At 60.0% G+C, this 23,922-nt stretch carries 18 protein-coding genes; 7 read left to right on the top strand and 11 right to left on the bottom strand.

Translation table 11 applies throughout. From position 1 onward, the window contains the following. Nucleotides 1-44 precede the first annotated feature (44 nt). Nucleotides 45-1,709 (bottom strand): energy-dependent translational throttle protein EttA, encoded by a 1,665-nt coding sequence (gene ettA / locus BMH52_RS14660; protein ID WP_014720011.1) that lies wholly within the window; start codon nucleotides 1,707-1,709, stop codon nucleotides 45-47. A 285-nt stretch (nucleotides 1,710-1,994) separates the two neighbouring features. On the opposite strand from ettA, the gene BMH52_RS14655 reads away from it, so the two are divergent. Both BMH52_RS14655 and glyA read left to right on the top strand, forming a co-directional pair. After that, complete coding sequence (locus BMH52_RS14655; RefSeq protein WP_073844103.1) at nucleotides 1,995-5,846, top strand: bifunctional diguanylate cyclase/phosphodiesterase; 3,852 nt, start codon at nucleotides 1,995-1,997, stop codon at nucleotides 5,844-5,846. Nucleotides 5,847-6,081: 235 nt separating this feature from the next. Then, a complete protein-coding gene (glyA, locus tag BMH52_RS14650; RefSeq protein ID WP_073844101.1) occupies nucleotides 6,082-7,335 on the top strand; it encodes a serine hydroxymethyltransferase in 1,254 nt (417 codons plus the stop codon). A gap of 270 nt (nucleotides 7,336-7,605) precedes the next feature. Here the strand turns inward: glyA and yjiA are convergent, their stop codons facing one another. From yjiA to BMH52_RS14635, 3 genes are all read right to left on the bottom strand, one after another. After that, nucleotides 7,606-8,562 carry a GTPase gene (yjiA, locus tag BMH52_RS14645; protein WP_073844099.1) on the bottom strand — a complete coding sequence of 319 codons (957 nt, stop codon included), beginning with the start codon at nucleotides 8,560-8,562 and terminating at the stop codon, nucleotides 7,606-7,608. A 183-nt stretch (nucleotides 8,563-8,745) separates the two neighbouring features. Further along, nucleotides 8,746-8,943, bottom strand: coding sequence for a YbdD/YjiX family protein (locus BMH52_RS14640; protein ID WP_003194308.1), 198 nt, complete (start codon nucleotides 8,941-8,943; stop codon nucleotides 8,746-8,748). Between the two features lie 14 nt (nucleotides 8,944-8,957). Then, the gene (locus BMH52_RS14635; RefSeq protein WP_014720014.1) at nucleotides 8,958-11,024 is read right to left on the bottom strand and encodes a carbon starvation CstA family protein; all 2,067 of its coding nucleotides are present in this window, start codon (nucleotides 11,022-11,024) and stop codon (nucleotides 8,958-8,960) included. 174 nt (nucleotides 11,025-11,198) lie between these two features. On the opposite strand from BMH52_RS14635, the gene BMH52_RS14630 reads away from it, so the two are divergent. Continuing rightward, a complete protein-coding gene (locus BMH52_RS14630; RefSeq protein ID WP_072435509.1) occupies nucleotides 11,199-11,567 on the top strand; it encodes a PilZ domain-containing protein in 369 nt (122 codons plus the stop codon). Nucleotides 11,568-11,696: 129 nt separating this feature from the next. Here the strand turns inward: BMH52_RS14630 and radA are convergent, their stop codons facing one another. The 3 genes from radA to katB are packed head-to-tail and all read right to left on the bottom strand — an operon-like array spanning nucleotide 11,697 to nucleotide 15,238. Then, nucleotides 11,697-13,064 (bottom strand): DNA repair protein RadA, encoded by a 1,368-nt coding sequence (radA, locus tag BMH52_RS14625; protein WP_003194313.1) that lies wholly within the window; start codon nucleotides 13,062-13,064, stop codon nucleotides 11,697-11,699. A 35-nt stretch (nucleotides 13,065-13,099) separates the two neighbouring features. Then, nucleotides 13,100-13,639, bottom strand: coding sequence for an ankyrin repeat domain-containing protein (locus BMH52_RS14620; protein ID WP_073844097.1), 540 nt, complete (start codon nucleotides 13,637-13,639; stop codon nucleotides 13,100-13,102). Nucleotides 13,640-13,696: 57 nt separating this feature from the next. After that, nucleotides 13,697-15,238, bottom strand: coding sequence for a catalase KatB (gene katB, locus BMH52_RS14615; RefSeq protein ID WP_020301753.1), 1,542 nt, complete (start codon nucleotides 15,236-15,238; stop codon nucleotides 13,697-13,699). A gap of 287 nt (nucleotides 15,239-15,525) precedes the next feature. Between katB and mscL the strand changes: the two genes are divergently transcribed. Next, the gene (mscL, locus tag BMH52_RS14610; RefSeq protein WP_019818024.1) at nucleotides 15,526-15,942 is read left to right on the top strand and encodes a large-conductance mechanosensitive channel protein MscL; all 417 of its coding nucleotides are present in this window, start codon (nucleotides 15,526-15,528) and stop codon (nucleotides 15,940-15,942) included. Nucleotides 15,943-15,983: 41 nt separating this feature from the next. On the opposite strand, the gene BMH52_RS14605 is transcribed toward mscL, so the two are convergent. Continuing rightward, nucleotides 15,984-16,760: a ferredoxin--NADP reductase gene (locus BMH52_RS14605; RefSeq protein WP_073452119.1), complete on the bottom strand. Its 777-nt coding sequence runs from the start codon at nucleotides 16,758-16,760 to the stop codon at nucleotides 15,984-15,986. Nucleotides 16,761-17,197: 437 nt separating this feature from the next. On the opposite strand from BMH52_RS14605, the gene BMH52_RS14600 reads away from it, so the two are divergent. Continuing rightward, complete coding sequence (locus tag BMH52_RS14600; RefSeq protein WP_038451576.1) at nucleotides 17,198-17,908, top strand: LuxR family transcriptional regulator; 711 nt, start codon at nucleotides 17,198-17,200, stop codon at nucleotides 17,906-17,908. A gap of 138 nt (nucleotides 17,909-18,046) precedes the next feature. Next, nucleotides 18,047-19,171 carry a class I SAM-dependent methyltransferase gene (locus BMH52_RS14595; protein WP_073844095.1) on the top strand — a complete coding sequence of 375 codons (1,125 nt, stop codon included), beginning with the start codon at nucleotides 18,047-18,049 and terminating at the stop codon, nucleotides 19,169-19,171. A gap of 118 nt (nucleotides 19,172-19,289) precedes the next feature. On the opposite strand, the gene BMH52_RS14590 is transcribed toward BMH52_RS14595, so the two are convergent. The 3 genes from BMH52_RS14590 to BMH52_RS14580 are packed head-to-tail and all read right to left on the bottom strand — an operon-like array spanning nucleotide 19,290 to nucleotide 21,915. After that, entirely contained in the window at nucleotides 19,290-19,454 is a 165-nt protein-coding gene (locus BMH52_RS14590) for a DUF2474 domain-containing protein (RefSeq protein WP_003194328.1), read from the bottom strand. Between the two features lie 12 nt (nucleotides 19,455-19,466). After that, the gene (cydB, locus tag BMH52_RS14585; RefSeq protein WP_014720024.1) at nucleotides 19,467-20,474 is read right to left on the bottom strand and encodes a cytochrome d ubiquinol oxidase subunit II; all 1,008 of its coding nucleotides are present in this window, start codon (nucleotides 20,472-20,474) and stop codon (nucleotides 19,467-19,469) included. 1 nt (nucleotide 20,475) lies between these two features. After that, the gene (locus BMH52_RS14580; RefSeq protein WP_014720025.1) at nucleotides 20,476-21,915 is read right to left on the bottom strand and encodes a cytochrome ubiquinol oxidase subunit I; all 1,440 of its coding nucleotides are present in this window, start codon (nucleotides 21,913-21,915) and stop codon (nucleotides 20,476-20,478) included. A gap of 316 nt (nucleotides 21,916-22,231) precedes the next feature. Between BMH52_RS14580 and BMH52_RS14575 the strand changes: the two genes are divergently transcribed. After that, on the top strand, nucleotides 22,232-23,470 hold the full coding sequence (locus BMH52_RS14575; RefSeq protein WP_058410077.1) for an MFS transporter: 1,239 nt from the start codon (nucleotides 22,232-22,234) through the stop codon (nucleotides 23,468-23,470). Nucleotides 23,471-23,922 lie beyond the last annotated feature (452 nt).

Here is a 23,922-nt window from a genome sequence, read left to right as displayed (position 1 = left end):
CGTGAGGGGTATTTTTTCAACAGGCTGTTGCGGCTATTGCAGCATCAGGCCAGCTTTTTGTGACGCACACGGTGCGGCTGGGCAGCGGCCTCACCCAAGCGCTTCTTACGGTCGGCTTCGTACTCGGTGTAGTTGCCTTCGAAGAACACCGCCTGGGAGTCATCTTCGTACGCCAGGATGTGGGTCGCGACGCGGTCAAGGAACCACCGATCGTGAGAGATCACAATGGCGGCGCCCGGGAAGTCCAGCAGGGCTTCTTCCAGGGAACGCAGGGTTTCAACGTCGAGGTCGTTGGACGGTTCGTCGAGCAGCAAGACGTTGCCGCCCTCTTTCAGGGTCAGGGCCAGGTGCAAGCGACCGCGCTCACCACCGGACAGGTCCTTGACGAACTTCTGCTGGTCGCCGCCCTTGAAGTTGAAACGGCCGACGTAGGTGCGCGACGGGATTTCATAGTTGCCGATACGGATCTGGTCGGAACCGTCGGAGATCTGCTGGAACACAGTCTTGCTGCCGTCGAGGTCGTCGCGGCTCTGGTCCACACAGGCCAGTTGCACGGTGTCACCGATCTCGATGCTGCCGGAGTCCGGGGTTTCCTTGCCCATCAGCATGCGGAACAGGGTGGATTTACCCGCACCGTTACCGCCGATGACGCCGACGATCGCGCCTTTTGGCATGGCGAACGACAGGTTGTCGATCAGCACGCGGTCGCCGTAGCCTTTGGTCACGTTCTTGAACTCGATGACCTTGTCACCCAGGCGCGGACCGGCCGGGATGTAGATCTCGTTGGTTTCGCTGCGCTTCTGGAATTCCTGCGACTGCATTTCTTCAAAGCGTTGCAGACGGGCCTTGGATTTGGACTGGCGGGCCTTGGCGCCTTTGCGCACCCACTCCAGTTCTTCCTTCATGGCTTTTTCGTGGGCCGATTGCTGCTTGGATTCGGCGGCCAGACGGTCGGACTTGGCTTCCAGCCAACCGGAGTAGTTGCCCTCGTAAGGGATACCGGCGCCGCGGTCGAGCTCCAGGATCCAGCCAGCGACGTTGTCCAGGAAGTAACGGTCGTGCGTGATCGCAACCACGGTGCCCGGGAAATCGTGCAGGAAGTGCTCCAGCCAGGCGACGGAATCGGCGTCCAGGTGGTTGGTCGGTTCGTCGAGCAGCAGCATGTCAGGGGCCGACAGCAGCAGGCGGCACAGGGCCACACGACGCTTCTCACCACCGGACAGGTGCTCGACCTTGGCGTCCCAGGCTGGCAGGCGCAGCGCATCGGCGGCGACTTCCAGTTGGCGCTCCAGGTTGTGGCCATCGCCCGCCTGCAGGATCGCTTCGAGCTTGGCCTGTTCGGCAGCCAGCTTGTCGAAGTCGGCATCCGGTTCGGCGTAGGCGGCGTACACCTCATCGAGGCGGGCCTGGGCGTCCTTGATCACGCTGACGGCTTCTTCGACCACTTCGCGCACGGTCTTGGTCGGGTCCAGGATCGGCTCTTGCGGCAGGTAACCGATGTTCAGGTCCGGCATCGGACGGGCTTCGCCTTCGAACTCGGTGTCGACGCCCGCCATGATTTTCAGCAGGGTGGACTTACCCGAACCGTTGAGGCCGAGCACGCCGATCTTGGCGCCTGGGAAGAAGGACAGCGAAATGTTTTTCAGGATTTCCCGCTTCGGCGGAACAACTTTTCCCAGCCGATGCATGGTGAAGACGTATTGAGCCATGGTGAACCTAGCGTCAGTGACTGATGAATTAAGCGGACGAAGCCCGTGCCAGGCCATGCGCCGCGCGGGCCTTTGACTATCATCAATGCCAGCGAGCAAAAAAAGCCTGAATGTCTGGGGCTGGAACGCCCCCGCGTAACCGGCAAAGCTACCTGAATGCGCTGGGGCAGTCCAGCCAGGCAGGACTGGCACTTTGCCACAACTCAAGGCATGCTAGCCGCCCTTCGGGCGTCCGGCTTATAGTGCACGTCGCGCGCCAGTCCAGCCAAACCGCAGGATCACAGTTTGTCCAACGTCACGCCGCCCACGCCCTTGCGCGCCGCTCATATTGCGCCGGGAGCGCCCCTGCACGGCACCTTGAAAGGCGCGTTGGCGACGCTTGTCCTGCTGTTGCTCGCCCTGTTGTTCTGGCAACTGCTGGACCAATTGCAGCAAAACCAGAAAAACCAACAGCAATACACCATCGACTACAGCGCCGACCTGGCCGAGCAGATCAGCCAAAACATGGCCCTGAGCGCACAGATCGCCCTGAACCTGTTGCCGATTGTCGAGCCGCCGCGCAATGCCGAACAGCAGCAGGCCCTGATGCGCACGCTGCAGCGCTCATTACCGGACCTGCGCAGCTTCGCCCTGCTCGCCCCCAGCGGCGCACTGATCAGCGACACTGCCGAAGGCAGCCAAGACAGTGCCCTGCTTGAAGACCTGGTCAAACGCAGTCACGCCCAGTCCTACTACCTGAGCAATGATAATGACGGCACGGTCATCTATCTGTTGCTGCACCAACCCAGCGGTGGCTCCAAGGTGTACTGGGCCTTGCGCCTGGCGCCCAATTATCTGGCCAACCTCACACGCCAGGATGTCCAGGGCCAGCGCCCGATGTGGGCAATCGAGAACAGCCTGAACCATCGTGTGGTCAGCCGTGACAGCGGCATGCCGGCGCAGTGGTCCGGCGCCCTGACACCGGAAGAATTGAACCGCAGCGTGCTGGTCACGCCGTTGAGCAAAAGCGATTGGCAACTGCGCGGCATGTTTGACCGCAGCGCGGTGCTGGAACAACTACTGCCCGCCTTTATCGGCAAGTGCCTGCTGGGCCTGGCGTTTTCGCTGATCCCGGTGATCGTGCTGCTCAACATGCGCCGTCGCCAACGCCAGGTGAACGAAGGCCGGCGACGCTACCAGGACATCTTCGAAGGCACCGGCGTCGCGTTGTGCGTGTTGGACCTGTCGGGGCTCAAGGCGTTTTGCAACAAGACCCAGGTGCAAAGCCGTGAGCAGTTGCACGCCTGGTTGCAGGCCAACCCCACGGAGCGCAAGCAACTGCTCAAGGAGTTGCGCGTCACCGAGGTCAACCAGATGGCCGTGCGCCTGCTCAACGTCGCGTCCTGCGAGCAGGCGTGGGAACGCCTGATCGATGACTGCCCGCGCAATGCCACGTCCATCGGCTATCAGGTGCTGGAAGCCGTACTGACCCGGCAAAAACAGCTGGAGCTGGAAATCCAGCTCAACGACGTGGCCGGCAACGAACAGTACCTGTGGCTGGTGATGCGTTTGCCCGAGCAGCAGGATGACGTCAAGGCCGTGATTCTCAGCATCAGCGACATCACCAGCCGCAAGCTGATCGAGTTGTCGCTGGTGGAGCGTGAAAGCTTCTGGTCGGATGTGGTGCGCACCGTGCCCGACCACCTGTATGTGCAAGACGTGATCAGCCAGCGCATGATTTTCAGCAACCATCATTTGGGTCACACCCTGGGCTACAACAAAGCCGAGTTGCAGCAAATGGGTGAGTACTTCTGGGAAATCCTGCTGCACCCCGAAGACGCCGAGCACTACCATGACGCGCGCCAACAACAACGCCAGGTCGGCTATACGACCCAATTGCACTGCCAACTGCGCTTTCGTCACCGCAATAACCAGTGGCGCCGCTTCGATATCCGCGAACAGGCCCTGGCCCGCGATACGTCTACGGTGGTCACCCGGATCATCGGCGTGGCCAAGGACATTACCGACCAGATCGAGGCCAGTGAATCGCTGCGCGACAGTGAACAGCGCTACCGGATGCTGGCCGAAAGCATCAGCGACGTGATCTGCTCCACCGACAGCCAACTGGCCCTCAACTACATTAGCCCCTCGGTCAACACCGTCCTGGGCTATGACGTGGACTGGGTGTTCAAGAGCGGCTGGCAGTCGATCGTTGCCAACCCTCAGCAGTTGACCGGCATTTATAGCCTGATGGAACAGGTCAGCCGCGCCCTCGGCAACCCCGACGCCTTGAACACCTTGCGCGATGAACTGCAGACCCAACTGTTTCTGTTCGACTGCCTGCGCGCCGACGGGCGCAAGGTGCCGATAGAACTGCGCCTGGTGCTGGTGTGGGATGAACATGGCGCGTTTGAAGGCATCCTCGGCGTGGGCCGCGATATCAGCCAGCAACGCCGCGCCGAAAAAGACCTGCGCATGGCGGCCACGGTATTCGAGCATTCCACCTCGGCGATCCTGATCACCGACCCGGCCGGTTATATCGTGCAAGCCAACGAGGCGTTCAGCCGGGTCAGCGGCTATGCGGTGAGCGATGTGCTCGACCAGTTGCCCAATATGCTCACCGTCGATGAGCAGCAGGAAGCCCATCTGCGTTATGTGCTCAAGCAATTGCACCAGCACAGCACCTGGGAAGGCGAGGTGTGGCTCAAGCGTCTCAATGGCGAGCATTACCCGGCCTGGGTGGGCATTACCGCGGTGTTCGACGACGAAGGCGACCTGGCCAGTTACGTGTGTTTCTTCAGCGATATCAGCGAGCGCAAGGCCAGTGAGCAGCGCATCCACCGCCTGGCCTACTACGACGCCCTGACCCACCTGCCCAACCGCACCCTGTTCCAGGACCGCCTGCACACCGCGTTGCAGTCCGCCGAACGGCAGAAGTCGTGGGTGGTGCTGATGTTCCTCGACCTTGACCGCTTCAAGCCGATCAACGACTCCCTCGGCCACGCGGCCGGCGACCGCATGCTCAAGGAAATGGCCACGCGCCTGCTCGGCTGCGTGGCCGAGGACGACACCGTGGCGCGCATGGGCGGCGACGAATTCACCTTGCTCCTGCAACCACGGGTCAGCCGCGACATGGCGCTGAACCGCGCCATTCATGTGGCCGAGCAGATTCTCGCCAGCCTGGTCAAACCTTTTGTGCTGGAGGGCCGCGAATTCTTCGTGACCGCCAGCATCGGCATCGCCCTGAGCCCGCAAGACGGCAACGAGCTGAGCCAATTGATGAAAAACGCCGACACGGCGATGTATCACGCTAAAGAGCGCGGCAAGAACAACTTCCAGTTCTACCAGGCCGACATGAACGCCAGCGCCCTGGAGCGCCTGGAACTGGAAAGCGACCTGCGCCACGCCTTGGACCAGAACGAATTCGTGCTCTATTACCAGCCGCAATTCAGCGGCGACGGCAAACGCCTGACCGGCGCCGAAGCCCTGCTGCGCTGGCGCCACCCGCGCCGTGGCCTGGTACCGCCCGGGGACTTTATCCCAGTGCTGGAAGAGCTCGGACTGGTGGTGGATGTGGGCGACTGGGTAATCGGCGAAGCCTGCCGCCAGCTCAAGACCTGGCACCAGAACAAGGTGCGCGTGCCGAAAGTCTCAGTGAACATCTCGGCGCGGCAGTTCTCCGACGGCCAGTTGGGCACGCGCATCGCCACTATCCTCAAGGACACCGGCCTGCCACCGGCGTGCCTGGAGCTGGAACTGACCGAAAGTATCCTGATGCGTGAAGTCAACGAAGCCCTGCAGATCCTCGCCAGCCTGAAAAACCTGGGCCTGAGCATCGCGGTGGATGACTTTGGCACCGGCTATTCGTCGCTCAACTACCTCAAGCAATTCCCCATCGATGTGCTGAAGATCGACCGCACCTTCGTCGACGGCCTGCCCTCGGGTGAGCAGGACGCACAGATTGCCCGGGCGATCATTGCCATGGCCCACAGCCTGAACCTGGCGGTGATTGCCGAAGGGGTGGAAACCCATGAGCAGTTGGACTTCCTGCGTGAGCATGGCTGTGATGAGGTGCAGGGTTACCTGTTCGGACGGCCAATGCCGGCGAATCGGTTTGAGGTGCAGTTCAGTAATGATGCGCTGTTCATGTTTGACTGAAAGTGCCGTCCCTGATCGTTCCCACGCTCCGCGTGGGAACGCAATTCTGGACGCTCTGCGTCCGCTTTTAAATGTGACGCAGAGCGCCACGGGAGGCATTCCCACGCAGAGCGTGGGAACGATCAGGGGCTGAGTGAAAACCACTTGTCCGCGACATGATGTCCTTTCATATGCCATCTAAAACCCATTGGGTTAGAATGCCCTCCTTTTCTGCCCCCGATCCTTGAGGACCGCCATGTTCAGCCGTGATTTGACTATTGCCAAGTACGACGCCGATCTCTTCGCCGCCATGGAGCAAGAAGCCGTGCGCCAGGAAGAGCACATTGAGCTGATCGCTTCGGAAAACTACACCAGCCCTGCGGTGATGGAGGCTCAAGGTTCGGTTCTGACCAACAAGTACGCCGAAGGCTACCCAGGCAAGCGCTACTACGGTGGTTGCGAGTACGTCGACGTGGTTGAGCAGTTGGCCATCGACCGTGCAAAAGAGCTGTTCGGCGCCGATTACGCCAACGTCCAGCCACACGCCGGTTCCCAAGCCAACAGCGCCGTGTACCTGGCCCTGCTGCAAGGCGGCGACACCATCCTGGGCATGAGCCTGGCCCACGGCGGTCACCTGACCCACGGCGCCACGGTTTCGTCCTCCGGCAAGCTGTACAACGCCGTTCAGTACGGTATCGATGCCAACGGCCTGATCGACTACGACGAAGTCGAGCGCCTAGCGGTTGAGCACAAGCCAAAAATGATCGTGGCCGGTTTCTCTGCCTACTCGCAGATCCTGGACTTCCCACGCTTCCGTGAAATCGCCGACAAGGTCGGTGCCTACCTGTTCGTCGACATGGCCCACGTGGCCGGTCTGGTGGCTGCGGGCGTTTACCCCAACCCAGTGCCTTACGCTGACGTGGTCACCACCACGACCCACAAGACCCTGCGCGGTCCACGTGGCGGCCTGATCCTGGCGCGTGCCAACGCCGAGATCGAGAAGAAGCTCAACTCCGCCGTTTTCCCGGGCGCCCAAGGCGGCCCGCTGGAGCACGTGATCGCGGCCAAGGCGATCTGCTTCAAGGAAGCACTGCAGCCTGAGTTCAAGACCTACCAGCAACAAGTGATCAAGAACGCCAAGACCATGGCCAGCGTGTTCATCGAGCGCGGTTTTGACGTGGTGTCCGGCGGTACTGAAAACCACCTGTTCCTGCTGTCGCTGATCAAGCAGGACATTTCTGGTAAAGATGCTGATGCTGCCCTGGGCAAAGCCTTCATCACCGTGAACAAGAACTCCGTGCCGAACGACCCACGTTCGCCGTTCGTCACCTCCGGCCTGCGCTTCGGCACCCCGGCAGTGACCACCCGTGGCTTCAAGGAAGCCGAGTGCAAGGAACTGGCGGGCTGGATCTGCGACATCCTGGCAGACCTGAACAACGAAGCCGTGATCGACGCGGTACGTGAGAAGGTCAAGGCCATCTGCAAGAAGCTGCCGGTATACGGCGCGTAATACCAAGAAGCCCACTGTAGGAGCGAGCTTGCTCGCGAAAAACGTCAACGATAACGCGTGCATCTTGGGTACACGCGTTGCCTGTGAGTTCTTCGCGAGCAAGCTCGCTCCTACAAGTGGGCTTTTTTATGCCGATTTCAATTTGAAACAGGGTTTTCTGTGGGAGCTGGCTTGCCTGCGATGGCGGTTGTGCAGTCAGCCCATCAGTGATTGACCCACCGCTATCGCAGGCAAGCCAGCTCCCACATTGGAATGCATTTCAAGCCGGGTTTATTGGTAGACCCGCTCAAAGCCTTGGCGAATCTTGTCTTCGGGCAGCTCATCGGCAATAAACACGATCACACTCTCCCGCGCCTCGCCCTCGGCCCATTCGGTATCCCAGTCGAAGCCATACAGCTTCAGCACGCCCTGGAACACCATGCGTCGATCCTCCCCGGCAATGTTCAACACGCCTTTGTAACGCAGCAGTTGCTTGCCATGGTCTTCCAGCAGTTCGTTCATGAACTCGCTGAGACGGTCGATATCCAGCGGCTTGTCGGTGCGTAGCACCAGGCTGGAAATACGGTCCACCGAAGGCGCTGCACTCACCGGGCGCAGGCTCATGCCGGCATTGAGGTTGAAGCCGCGCACGTCCAGCAGCTCGGCCAAATCAATCTTGCCGTGGTCCACTACGCGAATCGGCGCACGGCGGTTGATGCGGGTGAGGCGCTGGCTGAGGGCGTCGAAGCTGGCGTCGTCTACCAAGTCGCGTTTGCTCACCAGCAAGCGGTCGGCAAAGCCGATCTGGGCCTGGGCGATGGTCTGGGTCAGGTGATGCTCGGCGTGGGCCGCATCCACCAAGGTGATGATGCCGTCGAGGATATAACGCTCGCGCAGTTCTTCGTCGATGAAGAACGTCTGGGCCACCGGCGCCGGGTCGGCCAGGCCGGTGCATTCGATCACCAGCCGGTCGAAGGCGATCTCGCCGCTGTCCAGGCGTTCCAGCAGCAGGTACAGGGCTTTGGTCAGGTCGGTGTGGATGGTGCAGCACACGCAGCCGTTGGACAGGGTCATCACTTGCACCGGCTCGTCGCCCAGCAGTTGGGTGTCGATACCGGCGTCACTGAATTCGTTTTCGATCACGGCGATTTTCAAGCCGTGCTCGGCTTTGAGCAGGTGGCGCAGCAAGGTGGTCTTGCCGGCGCCGAGAAAGCCACTGAGGATGGTGACGGGGATGGGAGAGGACAAGAGATTCTCCTTGAAGAAAAACAGAAACAAATGTGGGAGCAAAGGCCCCTGTGGGAGCTGGCTTGCCTGCGATGCAGACAACTCGGTGCTTGCGTCAGACCGAGGTGATGCTATCGCAGGCAAGCCAGCTCCCACAGAAAGCCCTGCTCCCACAGGGATATTGCATTGGCCCGCGTTACCGGGTCAGCAGCACTTGGGCCCACCCTTGCCGCCGTAACGGGCTTCCTGGCGTTCCCGGAAGAACGCCTTGTAGTCCATCACCGGCTTGTCCGGGTGTTTGGTTTGCATATGCTCGACGTAGGTGTCGTAGTCGGGCATGCCGACCATCAAGCGGGCGGCCTGACCGAGGTATTTACCGAGGCGACTGATGTCATTGAACATGTCTGCAATCCTCGTTATGCGTCCGGTACAGCCTGGAACGGGGCTTCTTTATCCGTACGCTCTTTGTTGCCCCAGGCGGCGACGCCGACTTTGAGCGCATAGAACAGGATGCTGAACACCACGAACAGGAACAGCGCCGTCAGCGTTGCGTTGGTGTAGGCGTTCCAGATCACGTGCTGCATCTGGTCGATGCTCTTGGCCGGGGCGAGGATCTGGCCGTTAGCCAGGGCATCGCTGTATTTCTTGGCCAGCGACAGGAAGCCGATCGCAGGGTTGGCGTCGAACAGCTTGATGAAGCCTGCCGTGGTGGTGCAGATCAGCAGCCAGACAGCCGGCAACATGGTCACCCAGATGTAGCGCTGACGCTTCATTTTGATCAGCACAACGGTCGCCAGCATCAGCGCGATACCGGCCAGCATCTGGTTGGAGATACCGAACAGCGGCCACAAGGTATTGATGCCACCCAGCGGGTCGATCACGCCTTGGTACAGCAAGTAGCCCCACATGGCCACGCAACCGGCCGTGGCGATCAGGTTGGCGGTCCAGGACTCGGTGCGTTTGAGCGCAGGCACGAAGGAACCGAGCAGGTCTTGCAGCATGAAACGACCGGCGCGGGTACCAGCATCCACTGCCGTAAGGATGAACAGCGCTTCGAACAAGATCGCAAAGTGGTACCAGAACGCCATGGTGTTTTCACCCGGCAGCACGCTGTGCAGGATCTGCGCGATACCTACCGCCAGAGTCGGCGCACCGCCGGCACGTGCCAGGATGGTGGTTTCACCGATATCGTGGGCAACGGCCGACAGCGCCTCAGGCGTAATGGCAAAGCCCCAGCTGCTGACGGTTTGCGCCACGGTGACCACGTCGGTGCCGACAATGGCAGCCGGGCTGTTCATGGCGAAGTACACGCCAGGCTCAATCACCGAGGCGGCAACCATCGCCATGATGGCCACGAACGACTCCATCAGCATGCCGCCGTAACCGATGTAACGGGCATGGCTCTCACTGGCGAGCAACTTGGGCGTGGTGCCCGAGGAGATCAGCGCATGGAAGCCCGAGACCGCGCCACAAGCAATGGTGATGAACAGGAACGGGAACAGGCCGCCCTTCCACACCGGGCCGGTGCCGTCGATGAACTGGGTGAGTGCCGGCATTTTCAGATCAGGCATGGTGATCAGGATGCCAATCGCCAGGGCGATGATGGTGCCGATTTTCAGGAACGTCGACAGGTAGTCGCGGGGCGCCAGAATCAGCCACACCGGCAGCACAGCGGCCACGAAACCGTAGCCGATCAGCATCCAGGTGATCTGGATACCGGTGAAGGTGAACGCCTTGGCCCACACCGGATCAGCGGCAATCTGCCCGCCCAGCCAGATCGAACCGAGCAGCAACAGCACGCCGATGATCGAGATTTCACCGATGCGGCCCGGGCGGATGTAGCGCATGTAGATGCCCATGAACATCGCGATCGGGATGGTCGCCATCACCGTGAAGATGCCCCATGGGCTCTCGGCCAGGGCTTTGACCACGATCAGCGCCAGCACCGCGAGGATGATGATCATGATCAGGAAGCAGCCAAACAGCGCGATGGTCCCCGGAATGCGGCCCATCTCTTCGCGAACCATGTCCCCCAGGGAACGGCCATTGCGACGGGTGGACAGGAACAGGACCATGAAGTCTTGCACCGCACCGGCCAGCACCACCCCGGCAATCAGCCACAGGGTACCGGGCAGATAGCCCATTTGCGCCGCCAGCACCGGGCCGACCAACGGGCCTGCACCGGCAATCGCCGCAAAGTGGTGACCGAAAAGAATGTGTTTGTTGGTCGGCACATAGTCCAGACCATCGTTGTTGACCACCGCAGGGGTTGCCCGCCGGGGATCGAGTTGCATCACGTTGTTGGCGATGAACAGACTGTAGTAACGGTACGCAACCAGGTAGATGGCCACCGCAGCGACCACAATCCACAAGGCGTTGATCGCCTCGCCGCGGCGCAAGGCCACTACGCCCAGGGCGCACGCTCCTACAATTGCCAGCACCAGCCAGGGTAAGTGGCGTAGCAGGCTATTATTATTTTTCATTTTTATATTCCAGCCAGGGTGGACAGAAAGGACAGCCAGCCCGAGTTTAGCGCTACTGGCCTTAAAGACCAGCCCCCTACGTTGGTCTAGAGCCTTCAACCGTTAAAAAAAGCCGAAATAAACGCCCCTTGATGGCCCCGGGCTACACTCCTCCCATTCACAGAGGGCTTTACCATGACCGAGCATGCGTCCGAACGTCGCCGTTTTCGCCGGATCGCCTTTGATGCCACGGCCGAACTTCGGCAAAGCGGCAGCGAATGGCCGGTAAAACTGGTGGATCTGTCACTCAAAGGATTGCTGGTGGAACGGCCTGACAACTGGAAGGGAAATAAAGCGCTGCCCTTTGACGTCGACATACGCCTGGACCAGAAGACGCATATAAAGATGCAAGCGCGGCTGACCCATGAAGATCAGGGTCAATTGGGCTTTGTGTGCAAACACATTGATCTGGATTCGATCAGCCATTTGCGTAGGTTCGTTGAGCTGAACCTGGGTGATGAGCAAGAACTGGAGCGCGAGCTGGGCGCCCTGCTGGAGATCTGAAAACGCACATCAATCAAAATGTGGGAGCTGGCTTGCCTGCGATAGCGGCGGGTCAGCTTACCCATTCTTGCCTGATACACCGCCATCGCAGGCAAGCCAGCTCCCACAGGGGTTCAGCGGTGCTGCGGATTATTCGAACAGGGCATCCAACGCCTGCTCCAGCCGCGTCACAGCAATAATCTGCAACCCCGGCGGCGCCTCCTTCGGCGCATTGCCCTTGGGCACAATCGCCCGTTTGAAGCCATGCTTGGCCGCTTCCTTCAAGCGCTCCTGCCCACTCGGCACCGGGCGCACTTCGCCCGACAAACCCACCTCGCCAAACACCAGCAAGTCATGGGGCAACGGCCGATTACGCAGGCTGGACATCACCGCCGCCATCAACGCCAGGTCGGACGCGGTCTCCAACACCTTGACCCCGCCCACCACGTTGAGGAACACATCCTGGTCGTGGGTCGGAATGCCGCCATGCCGGTGCAGCACCGCCAGCAGCATCGCCAGGCGGTTCTGGTCCAGGCCCAGTGTGACCCGCCGTGGGTTGGCCAAATGGCTGTCATCCACCAGCGCCTGGACTTCCACCAGCATCGGCCGGGTGCCTTCCCACGTGGCCATCACCACACTGCCTGGGACTTCTTCCTGGGCGCGGGTGAGAAAAATCGCCGAGGGGTTCGAGACCTCTTTCAGCCCCCGGTCGGTCATGGCGAACACCCCAAGTTCGTTGACGGCGCCAAAACGGTTCTTCACCGCCCGAAGCAAGCGCAGGCGACCGTCGGACTCCCCTTCGAAATACAACACGGTGTCGACCATATGTTCCAACACCCGTGGCCCGGCCAGTGCGCCTTCCTTGGTCACGTGGCCGACCAGGAAGATCGCCGTGCCGCTCTGCTTGGCGTAACGCACCAACAGCGCCGCGCTTTCACGTACCTGGGACACGCCACCAGGGGCCGATTGCAGTTGTTCAGTGAAAATCGTCTGGATCGAGTCAATGACCATGACCTTGGGCTTTTCGATGCGCGCCGTGGCGATGATGCTTTCAATGCAGGTTTCGGTCATGACCCGCAGTTGGTCCTGGGGCAAGCCCAATCGTCGGGCACGCATGGCCACTTGCTGCTGGGACTCTTCGCCGGTGACATACAGCGCAGGCATGCGGCTGGCGATGCTGCACAGGGTTTGCAGCAGGATCGTGGACTTGCCGATGCCCGGGTCACCGCCGATCAGCACCACCGAGCCGTCCACCAGACCACCGCCCAAGACCCGGTCCAGTTCGCCGGAGGCGGTGGAAAAGCGCGGAATCTCTTCGACGCTGACTTCGGCCAGGGTCTTGATCTGCGCCTGTTGCCCGGTCCAGCCGGCACGGCCGGTGGGGGCCGCGGCACCGCCGCTCTCGATCATGGTTTCAGTCAGGGTGTTCCACGCGCCGCATTCGGAGCACTGGCCCGCCCATTTGGGAAAGGTCGCGCCGCACTCTGTGCAGCCGTACATGCGCTTGGCCTTTGCCATATGAGAACCTCCAACCGAAAAACCGCGATGATAGCTCAGCGCGACGCTGGGGTCCGGATTTCGCCCTTGGCTAAACGTGAAGCACTGTTACCGACCGGGTCCTCGGCGTTCAGGTCTGCGCCTTTGGCTTGCAGCGCCCCCAACAATTCGACGCGCTTGAACAACCCGGCGTACATGGCAGCGGTCTGCCCTGCGCCGTTGCGCTGGTCGGGGTTGCAGTCGGTGGCCAACAGGCGCTGGGCGATTTTCAGCTCACCTTTGAAGATGGCGCCCATCAACGCTGTGTTACCGCGTTTATCCTGCACGCAGGCGTCGGCGCCGGCATCGAGCAGACGCTCCACATACGGGCCCTGGCCGTGATAAGCAGCCAGGATCAATGCGGTGTAGCCCTTGTCATCCTGGGCATTGAGGCCGTAGCCGGACTCTATGAAGGTGTTGAGCATGTCGAGGTCGCCACGACGGGCGGCGTCGAAATAGTAGTCCTGCAACTGTGCCTTGAGCGCCACCGGGTCGGGGGACTCGGCATGGGCAGCGAAGGCCAGCATGGCCATCAGTAAACCGATAGTGATGCGCATAGGGTGTTCTCCTGCCAAAGGTCGACGCCCGTGAAGGCGCCGACCATAACCAACGAATCAGTCAGTCAGTTTTTCCGCCAGCGCCTTTACGCGAGCCAGGTCGCCCTTGGCGACCTTGGCCACGCCAGTGCCGTACTCGGGATCGGCCTTGTAGAGGAACGACAGGATGATGTGCTTGCTCTCGTCATCGGTGGTGGCCAATGAGCCGCCGAAGTTGTTGATCAGGTCTTCGCGCTCTTTCTTGGTGTAGGAACGGTACAGGTCACCGGCCTGCTTGAAGTTCTGCTCACGCTGGATCTTGGCCTGCTGGGTGCTGCCCGACAGCGGCGCCTGGCTGTAGCGTGCGGCTTGCGGCTCTTCCCGCGGCAACAGGCGGCTTGGCTGGTAATTCACACCGGTGGTGGTCTTGCCAAAGTTCATCGCGCCATCCTGGTTGCCGTTGTTGACGGTGACCCGTGGAGCGTTGATCGGCAACTGCAGGGCGTTCGCGCCCAGGCGGTACATCTGCGTATCGGCGTAGGAGAACACCCGCCCCTGCAGCAAGCGGTCTTCCGACGGCTCGATACCCGGTACCAGGTTGGCCGGGGCCATCGCGACTTGCTCGGTTTCCTGGAACACATTGGCCGGGTTGCGGTTCAGCACCATTTGCCCGACTTTGCGCTCGGGCACATTCGGCCAGATCTTGGTGGCATCCAGTGGGTCGAAATCAAACTTGGCCAGGTCTTCAGGCTTGAGCACCTGCACATACAGGTCCCACTTAGGGAAGTCGCCTTTGTTGATGTGCGTGACCAGATCATTGGTCATATGGCTGTAGTCACGCCCTTGTACTTCGGTAACTTGCTTGGGATCAAGGTTCTTGATGCCCTGCAGGCTCTTCCAATGAAACTTGACGTAGTGCACTTCACCTTTAGTGTTAATCAACTTGTAGGCATGTACGCCATTGCCGTCCATTTCGCGGTAACTGGCGGGGGTGCCGGAGTCCGAGTACAACTCGGTCAGTGTACGAGTGGACTCTGGAACATGGGAGAAGAAGTCGAAACGGCGCGAGTCATCGTCCAGGTTAGTGCGCGGGTCCGGTTTAAAGGCATGGACCATGTCCGGGAACTTGATGGCATCGCGAATAAAGAACGTTGGGAAGTTATTACCGACCAGGTCCCAGTTACCTTCGGCGGTATAGAACTTGGTGGCGAAGCCCCGTGGGTCCCGCAGGGTTTCCGGGGAGTGGTTGCCATGCACCACCGCCGAGAAGCGCACGAACACCGGCGTGGTTTCACCGGCGGCGAACACTTTGGCCTTGGTCAGGTCGCTGAGGTTGTCGGTCACGGTGAAGGTGCCATGGGCGCCCGTGCCGCGTGCGTGCACCACGCGCTCCGGGATGCGTTCGCGGTCGAAGCGCTGCAGCTTCTGGATCAGTTGCACATCCTGCAGCAACACCGGGCCATTGGCGCCGGCGGTCTGGGAGTTCTGGTTATCACCGACGTTGGCCCCGTTATCGCGGGTCAGGTTGGCGGCTTGCACAGAGAGGGAAAGCAGGCTGGCGGTTACCAGTGCCAGCGCATGGCGCGCCGACACGGGCCTGCGGCTGATTGGAGTGTTCATCGAGGTTTCCTCTGGTTTTTTTAGCGCACATTCTGTTGTGCTTGTCAGAGGCTAGTGACCTGCGAGTCAGAAGATAAATAGAAAAACACCACAGACCCGATTAAGAAAAAAATCTGGTAACCCGCTGAAATAGCGGCTAATTCGCGCGCGATTGATGGCACTTTGCAAACTATTTGCGATTTGATGTGTCGATAAAAACCGACAGTGTTAACAGTTGTGTCGAGCAAGCGCTGTTCGACTGAATTACACTGACCTCCACCCTCCTCAACTGTAACAAGGAATAACCTATGGGCGTGATCAGTGAGTTCAAGGCCTTCGCGGTCAAAGGTAATGTGGTCGACATGGCCGTCGGTATCATCATCGGTGCTGCCTTCGGCAAGATTGTTTCCTCATTTGTAGGCGACGTGATAATGCCTCCCATCGGCCTGCTGATCGGTGGTGTGGACTTTGCCGATCTGGCCGTCACGCTCAAGGCCGCACAGGGTGATGTCCCCGCTGTTGTCCTGGCCTACGGCAAGTTCATCCAGAGCATCATCGACTTTGTGATCGTCGCGTTTGCAATCTTCATGGGCGTGAAGGCGATCAACCGTCTGAAGCGCGAAGAAGCCGTGGCCCCAAGCCTGCCGCCGACGCCGAGCAAGGAAGAAGTGCTGCTGGGCGAGATCCGCGATCTGCTCAAGGCACAGAACAACAAGCCGCTTTAACCGGTGGATGCAAAAAAGGCGCCTCGCAAGGCGCCTTTTTTCTACCAATAATTTTCTACCGCCACCTGGCCAGGCCGTCGGCTCAGGCTCAGTTGCATGTCCCGCTGCTTGAGCAACTGGCGCGTGTCATCGACCATCTGTGGGTTGCCGCAAATCAGTACGCGCGAATCCTGCGCCGTCAGCTCCACGCCGGCGGCCCGCTCCAATTCGCCATTTTCGATCAAGGCCGTAATACGCCCATTCAATGCGCCCGGATGCTGCTCGCGGGTGACGATAGGAATGTAGGTGAGCTTGTGGGCGTACTCGGCCAGGTACTCGCGCTCACCCAGTGTGTCGATCAGCGACTGGTAGGCCAGTTCCTTGGCTTCCCGGGCGCTGTACACCAGGATGATGCGCTCGAATTTTTCCCAGACTTCGAAGTCCTGCAGGATCGACAGGAACGGCGCAACGCCCGTACCGGTTCCCAGCAACCACAGGTCGCGCCCGTCGACAAAGCGGTTGAGGGTCAGAAAACCCGTAGCCTGGCGCTCTACCAGCAAGGTATCGCCCGCCTTCAGACGGCTCAGTTCACTGGTGAACTCACCACCGGGGACCACGATGGAAAAGAAATCCAGATGCTCGTCAAACGGCGAAGACACGATGGAATAGGCACGCCAGACGGTGCTGCCATCCGCCTTGGTAACGCCCAGGCGCACGAACTGGCCGGCGGTAAAACGAAAACCGGCATCGCGGGTGGTGCGCAGGGTGAACAGGCTGGGGGTCAGCGATTGCACATCGAGCAGGGTCTGGCGGGTAAATTTCTCAGCACTGGCCGTCATGGGGGGCTCCGTTTTGCACAGGCCTTTAGTGTCCCTCAAAACAGCCCGCGCAAACACCGATGATTGGTACTGGCTTTGCAATCGCTCAAAGCACACTCAGCTGGGCTGCACGTTTTTTGCCCATCACGGGGTCAACCATGCACTCCACTCCGGAACTAATTATTTGGCTATTAACGTGCCCCGAATACCTCACTAGAAGCAACGGCACTTTACAGCGACATCATTTTGATACCACCTTCAAAACATTGAAAAAAAAGCCCCTGCCAAGCGCTCCTATACAAAACTTCGAGTCTTGTACAAAACCGGCGAACTAAACGAGCCCTGTAGATAAAATTTTTTTTAAACTCAATTGTAGGACTTACCCTACACTTCTTTTCGAGCTGCATTGGGAGATCAGGACGTACCCAGGTTACACAGACACCTATGGAGAGTCACCGATGGTCAATTGGCATAATACCCGGCTACCCAAGCTGGACGGCGAGAGTGAAATCACCAGTGTGTTTGAGATGGTGATAAACCACACCTATGAACTAGGCTTCGAATATTGCTCCTTTACCATGAGCACCCAATCACAATGCCCCCCTACAAAACCAATTTTATTCAATAACTATCCAAATGAATGGCTCAGTATTTATAAAAAAGCACACTTCTTCGATGTAGACCCCGTTGTAACCCACTGTAAAACTTCGGTACTGCCCATTCTCTGGGAGCAAAAAACATTTGCTGACGCCCCCCAGCTGTGGGAGTTGGCCCAGGCATGCGGAGTGCATTTCGGCTGGACCCAACCTGTGCATGATTTCCAGGGGGTGTTCAGCATGCTGACCCTGGTTCGCAGCAAGGGCAAGGTCACCCCTGCAGAGCTCTACGAAAAAACCGCCCAGGTGTTGTGGCTTTGCCATGTGATGCATGCGGTGGTCGCGCGCAAGTACGCCAACGCACCCGAGATCAAAGCGCCCAGCAAATTGACTGCCCGGGAAACAGAAATACTCAAGTGGTCCGCGATGGGCAAGACCGCCTCCGAGATTGCCGCGATTCTTTGCCTGTCCGAGCGCACCGTGGGCTTTCATATCAGCAGTACCTTCAAGAAGCTGGGCGTGCATAACAAGATCCAGGCGGTGCTGCGTGCCGCTAAAGCCGGGCTGTTTTAGCCCACGCAAAACACCGCATGTCATCGCGTTGAAAAAAACGTAATATTTACGGCCAATTCTGAGTGTTGAGGGTGCGCTTCGCGTGGCCCCCGCCGTTCACTCAGACGGTCCGTCGATTACCCAGAGCCTTGCCCCGCCATGCCCCTGCTTGACAGCCCTTTCGCCCAGCTCGACCTGATTCGTCAGCCAGAGCAACACAATGATCCGCTGCAAGCCTTCGATGCCGCCGACGAATACCTGCTCAGCCACCTCGCCGCGCAACAGCCCACTGCCGCCACCCGCGTGCTGGTCCTCAATGACAGCTTCGGCGCCCTGGCGGCCAGCCTTCAGGGCCAGGTACAGGTAACCTCCAGCGGCGATTCGTTCCTCGCCGCCCAGGGCCTGGAAAAAAACCTGGTGCGCAACGGCAAGCCCTTCGATGCCGCGCCCTTCATACCGGCTAGCCAGCTCGCGACCGGGCCGTTCGATCGCGTGTTGATCCGCGTGCCGAAAACCCTGGCGTTGCTGGAAGAACAACTGATCCGCCTGCAAGGGCAACTGGCGCCCGGCGCCGAGGTGATCGCAGGTGCGATGGTCAAGCATTTGCCCCGGGCCGCAGGTGAATTGCTGGAGCGTTACATCGGGCCCATGCACGCCTCATTGGCGGTCAAAAAGGCACGGTTGCTGATCGCCAGCGTCGAGCAGCGCCCTGCCGCGGTCTCGCCCTACCCGACCCGCTATACTCTGGATGCGCCGGTCATCGAGTTGTGTAACCACGCCAACGTGTTTTGCCGCGAAGGCCTGGACATCGGCACCCGTGCCTTCCTGCCGCATCTGCCAAAAAGCCTGGGCCGCGCCCGCGTGGCGGACCTGGGCTGCGGCAACGGCGTACTAGCGATTGCCAGCGCCCTGCAAAACCCCGACGCGCACTACACCTTGGTGGATGAGTCGTATATGGCAGTGCAATCGGCCGCCGAAAACTGGCAAGCCGCCTTGGGTGAACGGGACGTCAGCGTACGTGCCGACGACGGCCTGGCCGGCCAGGAGGCGCAATCGCTGGACGTGGTGCTGTGCAACCCGCCGTTCCACCAACAACAAGTGGTCGGTGACTTCCTCGCCTGGCGTATGTTCCAGCAGGCACGCGAAGCTCTGGTGGTCGGCGGAGCCCTGTATATCGTAGGTAATCGTCACCTGGGCTACCACAGCAAGTTGGCGCGGCTGTTCCGTGGCGTCGAACAAGTAGCGGCCACGCCCAAGTTCGTCATCCTCAAAGCGCGAAAATAAAAAGCCCTGCTTTTTTGTAGGAGCGAGCTTGCTCGCGAAAAGCCTGAGAATACCGCGGGGCGTCAGGCACCCCGCGTTATCGTTGACGTTTTTCGCGAGCAAGCTCGCTCCTACAGCTTCAGTGGGTGCTCAGGCCTGCCGCATTCATGAACATGCGCATCAGGCTGGCCACCACGAACAGGGCCAGCACGCTGCCGGTCCAGATCATCGCCAGCCACCCCAGGCGCCGCCACAATGGCTGCTTCTCGGCCTGTTCAATTTCGTGCAACGAAGGTTTGGACATGTTTCAACCCTCCTAGTGATAGCCGTCTTCGTGGGTGACCTTGCCGCGGAACACGTAGTAGCTCCAGAAGGTGTAGCCCAGGATGAACGGGATGATGAACAACGTGCCCACCAGCATGAAGCCCTGGCTTTGCGGCGGCGCGGCGGCATCCCAGATCGACACGGACGGCGGGATGATGTTCGGCCACAGGCTGATCCCCAGGCCACTGTAGCCGAGGAAAATCAGCACCAGCGTCAACAGGAACGGCGTGTAGTGCGCATTACGTGCCACGGCGCGGATCAGCCCGTACATGGTAACCAGCACCAGGATCGGCACCGGCAGGAACCAGAACAGGTTCGGCAAGGTGAACCAGCGCGACGCGATTTCCGGGTGGGTCAGCGGCGTCCAGATGCTGACGATGCCGATCACCGCCAACACCACGAAGGCCAATGGCCGCGCCAGGTTGTGCATCTGCTCCTGCAACTTGCCTTCGGTCTTCATGATCAGCCAGGTGCAGCCGAGCAAGGCATACGCCACGATCAGCGCCACGCCGCAGAACATCGTGAAGGGTGTGAGCCAGTCCAGTGAACCGCCGGCGAACTGGCGATCCACCACCGGAATACCGTCGATAAAGGCGCCCAACGCCACCCCCTGGAAGAAGGTCGCCGCCAGCGAGCCGCCAATAAACGCCTTGTCCCACAGGTGACGCTTGTGGTCCTTGGCCTTGAAGCGGAACTCAAAGGCCACGCCGCGGAAGATCAGCCCGATCAGCATCAGGATCAGCGGCAGGTACAGCGCCGACAGCACCACCGAATAGGCCAGCGGGAACGCGCCGAACAACGCCGCGCCGCCGAGTACCAGCCAGGTTTCGTTGCCGTCCCATACGGGTGCCACGGTGTTCATCATCACGTCACGGTCGACTTTGCCCGGGATAAACGGAAAAAGAATGCCGATACCCAGGTCGAAGCCGTCCATGACCACGTACATCATGATGCCGAAGATGATGATCACGGCCCAGATCAGCGGAAGATCAATACCCATCTCAATTCCCCTTGTGCTGGATGTGGTCGTGGTCGTTGTCACTGCCGTCGTCGGCAGCAGACAACGGACGCGCCGGGGTGCGTTTCTGGCCAGGGCCACCGTGGGCTGGCTCGGTACTGTCGTGGGTCACAGGACCTTTGCGCACCAGGCGCATCATGTAGCCCAGGCCCGCACCGAACAGCGCGAAGTACACCACCACGAACAACACCAGGGTAATGGTCATCTGCGTCAGGCTATGCCCGGAGGAGGCATCCGCCGTGCGCATCAACCCGTAGACCACCCAGGGCTGGCGACCGATTTCGGTGGTGAACCAGCCGGCAAGAATCGCAATCAGGCCAGACGGGCCCATCCACAACGCCAGGTACAGGAACGGTTTGGACGTGTACATCTTGTCGCCCCGGCGCAGCCACAGGCTGAACAGACCGGTGAAGATCATCAGGAACCCCAGGCCGACCATGACCCGGAACGACCAGAACACAACGGTGGAGTTGGGGCGGTCTTCAGGCGGGAACTCCTTGAGCGCCGGCACCTGCTTGTCCAGGGAGTGAGTCAGGATCAGGCTACCCAGGTACGGAATCTCGACCGCGTATTTGGTTTTCTCGGCTTTCATGTCCGGCCAGCCGAACAGGATCAGCGGCGTGGGTTCGTTGCCGATATTTTCCCAGTGGCCTTCAATCGCGGCGATCTTGGCCGGCTGATGCTTGAGGGTATTGAGGCCGTGGAAGTCGCCGATCACCGCCTGGATGGGCGCAACGATCAAGGCCATCCACATCGCCATCGAGAGCATTTTGCGGATCGCCGGGTTGTCCTTGCCGCGCAGTAGATGCCAGGCCGCCGACGAGCCGACGAAGAAGGCCGTGGCCACGAACGCCGCTGTGGCCATATGCATCAGGCGGTAGGGGAACGAGGGGTTGAAGATCACCGCCAACCAGTCGGTCGGTATCACGCGGCCATCGATGATTTCAAAGCCCTGGGGCGTCTGCATCCAGCTGTTGGAGGCGAGAATCCAGAACGTGGAGATCAACGTACCCACGGCCACCATCACGGTGGCGAAGAAGTGCAGCTTGCGCCCCACCTTGTTCCAGCCAAACAACATCACCCCCAGGAAACCGGCCTCGAGGAAGAAGGCCGTGAGCACTTCGTACGTCAGCAACGGCCCGGTGACGGCACCGGCGAAGTCTGAGAAGCGGCTCCAGTTGGTGCCGAACTGGTAGGCCATGACCAGGCCCGATACCACACCCATGCCGAAGTTGACGGCAAAGATCTTCGACCAGAAATGATAGAGGTCACGGTAGGTGTCGTTGTGGGTCTTGAGCCACAAGCCCTCCAGCACCGCAAGGTAACTGGCCAGGCCGATGGTGATCGCCGGGAACAGGATGTGGAATGAGATGGTGAACGCGAATTGAATTCGGGCGAGATCTAGCGCCTCCAAACCGAACATAAGTCTTCCTCTGTCAGGTAATACCGGCTGCTGGCTGGGAGCCTGCACCCACTGCCCCCACGGATATGGAGTGTGGCGAATTTCAATTCGTTTCTTTTATTACCCATCGCGTGGGGAATCTGGCCTTTCGGCCACCAGAACAATCCCGGGGCAGGTTTTGATCTGGATCAAGCATCGTTGAAAGAGTAGTCCCATTTTTGCTGTAGGACTGTGTGGTCTTTTGCCGCGTGACAGCTTGCCTCAGCTCAGTTCTTGCAACTATTTGTTACAGCTTGATGCTAATCTCGCCATTCTCCCGTTGCCGACCTGATTCCCGATGCCCAGTGAACCTGCGTTGCTGTTACGTCACCACCGCCCTTTCATCGCGTTCTGGCTGGCGCGGATCTTCACGGCCAGCGGCTTCCAGATGCTCACTGTGGCAATTGGCTGGAACCTCTACCAACTGACCGGCAACGTCCTGGACCTGGGCCTGGTCGGCCTGGTGGAATTCATACCGCGCGTACTGTTCATGCTGCACACCGGTCACGTGGCTGACCGCTATGAACGGCGCCGGGTCGCCGCTATCTGCCAGACGTTACAGGCACTCATTGCCTTGTCCCTGGCCATCGGCGGCCTGACCGGCAACGTGACCCGCGAGATGATCTTTATCCTCGCCTTCCTGCTGGGCGCCGCACGTTCGTTTGAAATGCCTACCACCCAGGCGCTGTTGCCGAGCATCGTGCCCAGCGCGCTGTTCCCCCGCGCCGTGGCCGCCTCGCAATCGGCCCAGCAACTGGCAACCATCGTCGCACCGGCCCTGGGCGGCCTGCTTTACGCGTTTGGCAGTGTGTGGGTGTACGGTCCCACCGTGGCGCTGTACCTGATTGCCTGCGTGCTGACCCTGAACCTGCCCGCACGCCAGACCCCACTGAACAAAGCCAAGGCCACGATGGACTCGTTGCTGGCCGGTATTCGCTTTATCCGCAGCCGCCCGGACATTCTCGGCGCCATCTCCCTGGACCTGTTTGCCGTGCTGCTGGGCGGCGCCACCGCGCTGTTGCCGGTGTTCGCCAAGGACATCCTGCTGACCGGTGCCTGGGGCCTGGGCCTGCTGCGGTCGGCCCCGGCCGTGGGCGCATTGCTGATGTCACTGTGGCTGGCGCGCTTTTCGGTAGACCGCCAGGTGGGCCGCGTAATGTTCACCGCCGTCGGCGTGTTCGGGGTGGCAACCATTGCCTTCGGCCTGTCGACTTCGTTCTGGTTTTCACTGGCGGTGCTGGTGGTACTGGGCGCGGCAGACATGATCAGCATGGTGATCCGTGCGTCGTTCGTGCAGTTGGAAACGCCAGATGAAATGCGCGGGCGGGTGAGTGCGGTCAATGGCCTGTTTATCGGTGCGTCCAATCAATTGGGCGAATTCGAATCCGGGATTACCGCCCACTGGTTTGGCACCGTGCCTGCGGTGGTGATGGGCGGGGTTGGCACTTTGGTGGTAACCGGGGTGTGGATCAAGCTGTTCCCGACGCTGGCCAACCGTGATCGTATGCACGTACCGGTCGAAGAAAAGAGTACTTGAGAACGTTTTGACCATTGCACGTTTACCGGGGAGGATGAGTAGGAACCAAGCCGATCCCAAAGGTTGCAAAGAGCTACACAGCCAATGGAACTTTACCTACAGCATCACCACTCAGGGGCTACCTAGTTCAGTCATAAAATCTGAGGTTTTTCATGCTAGTCGGCTCCCCTCGCCCTAACACCTACCCCGCACTGTCCGAGCCTGCTTCGGCAAACGTTGGTCAGCGCCAGAAACGCTCAATCGATTCCAGTCCACCTCAAAAACAGGAACTAGTGAAGGAGACCGTGCCAGACTCAGGCAATGGATATACTCAAATCACTGTTAACCCTGATCCGGGCAAAAGCGTCGGGATGGAGCAGAAAGCCCCCGCGACCGTCGACCTTGGCCCAAACACTAGCGTCGACCCAGTCACACAAAAGATAAGCGACGACTTCAAAAGCGTTCAACAAGAA

The sequence above is a fragment of the Pseudomonas sp. BTN1 genome, assembly GCF_001907715.1.
Lineage (GTDB): Bacteria > Pseudomonadota > Gammaproteobacteria > Pseudomonadales > Pseudomonadaceae > Aquipseudomonas > Aquipseudomonas paracarnis.
This window is presented reverse-complemented; position numbering and strand designations above follow the sequence as displayed.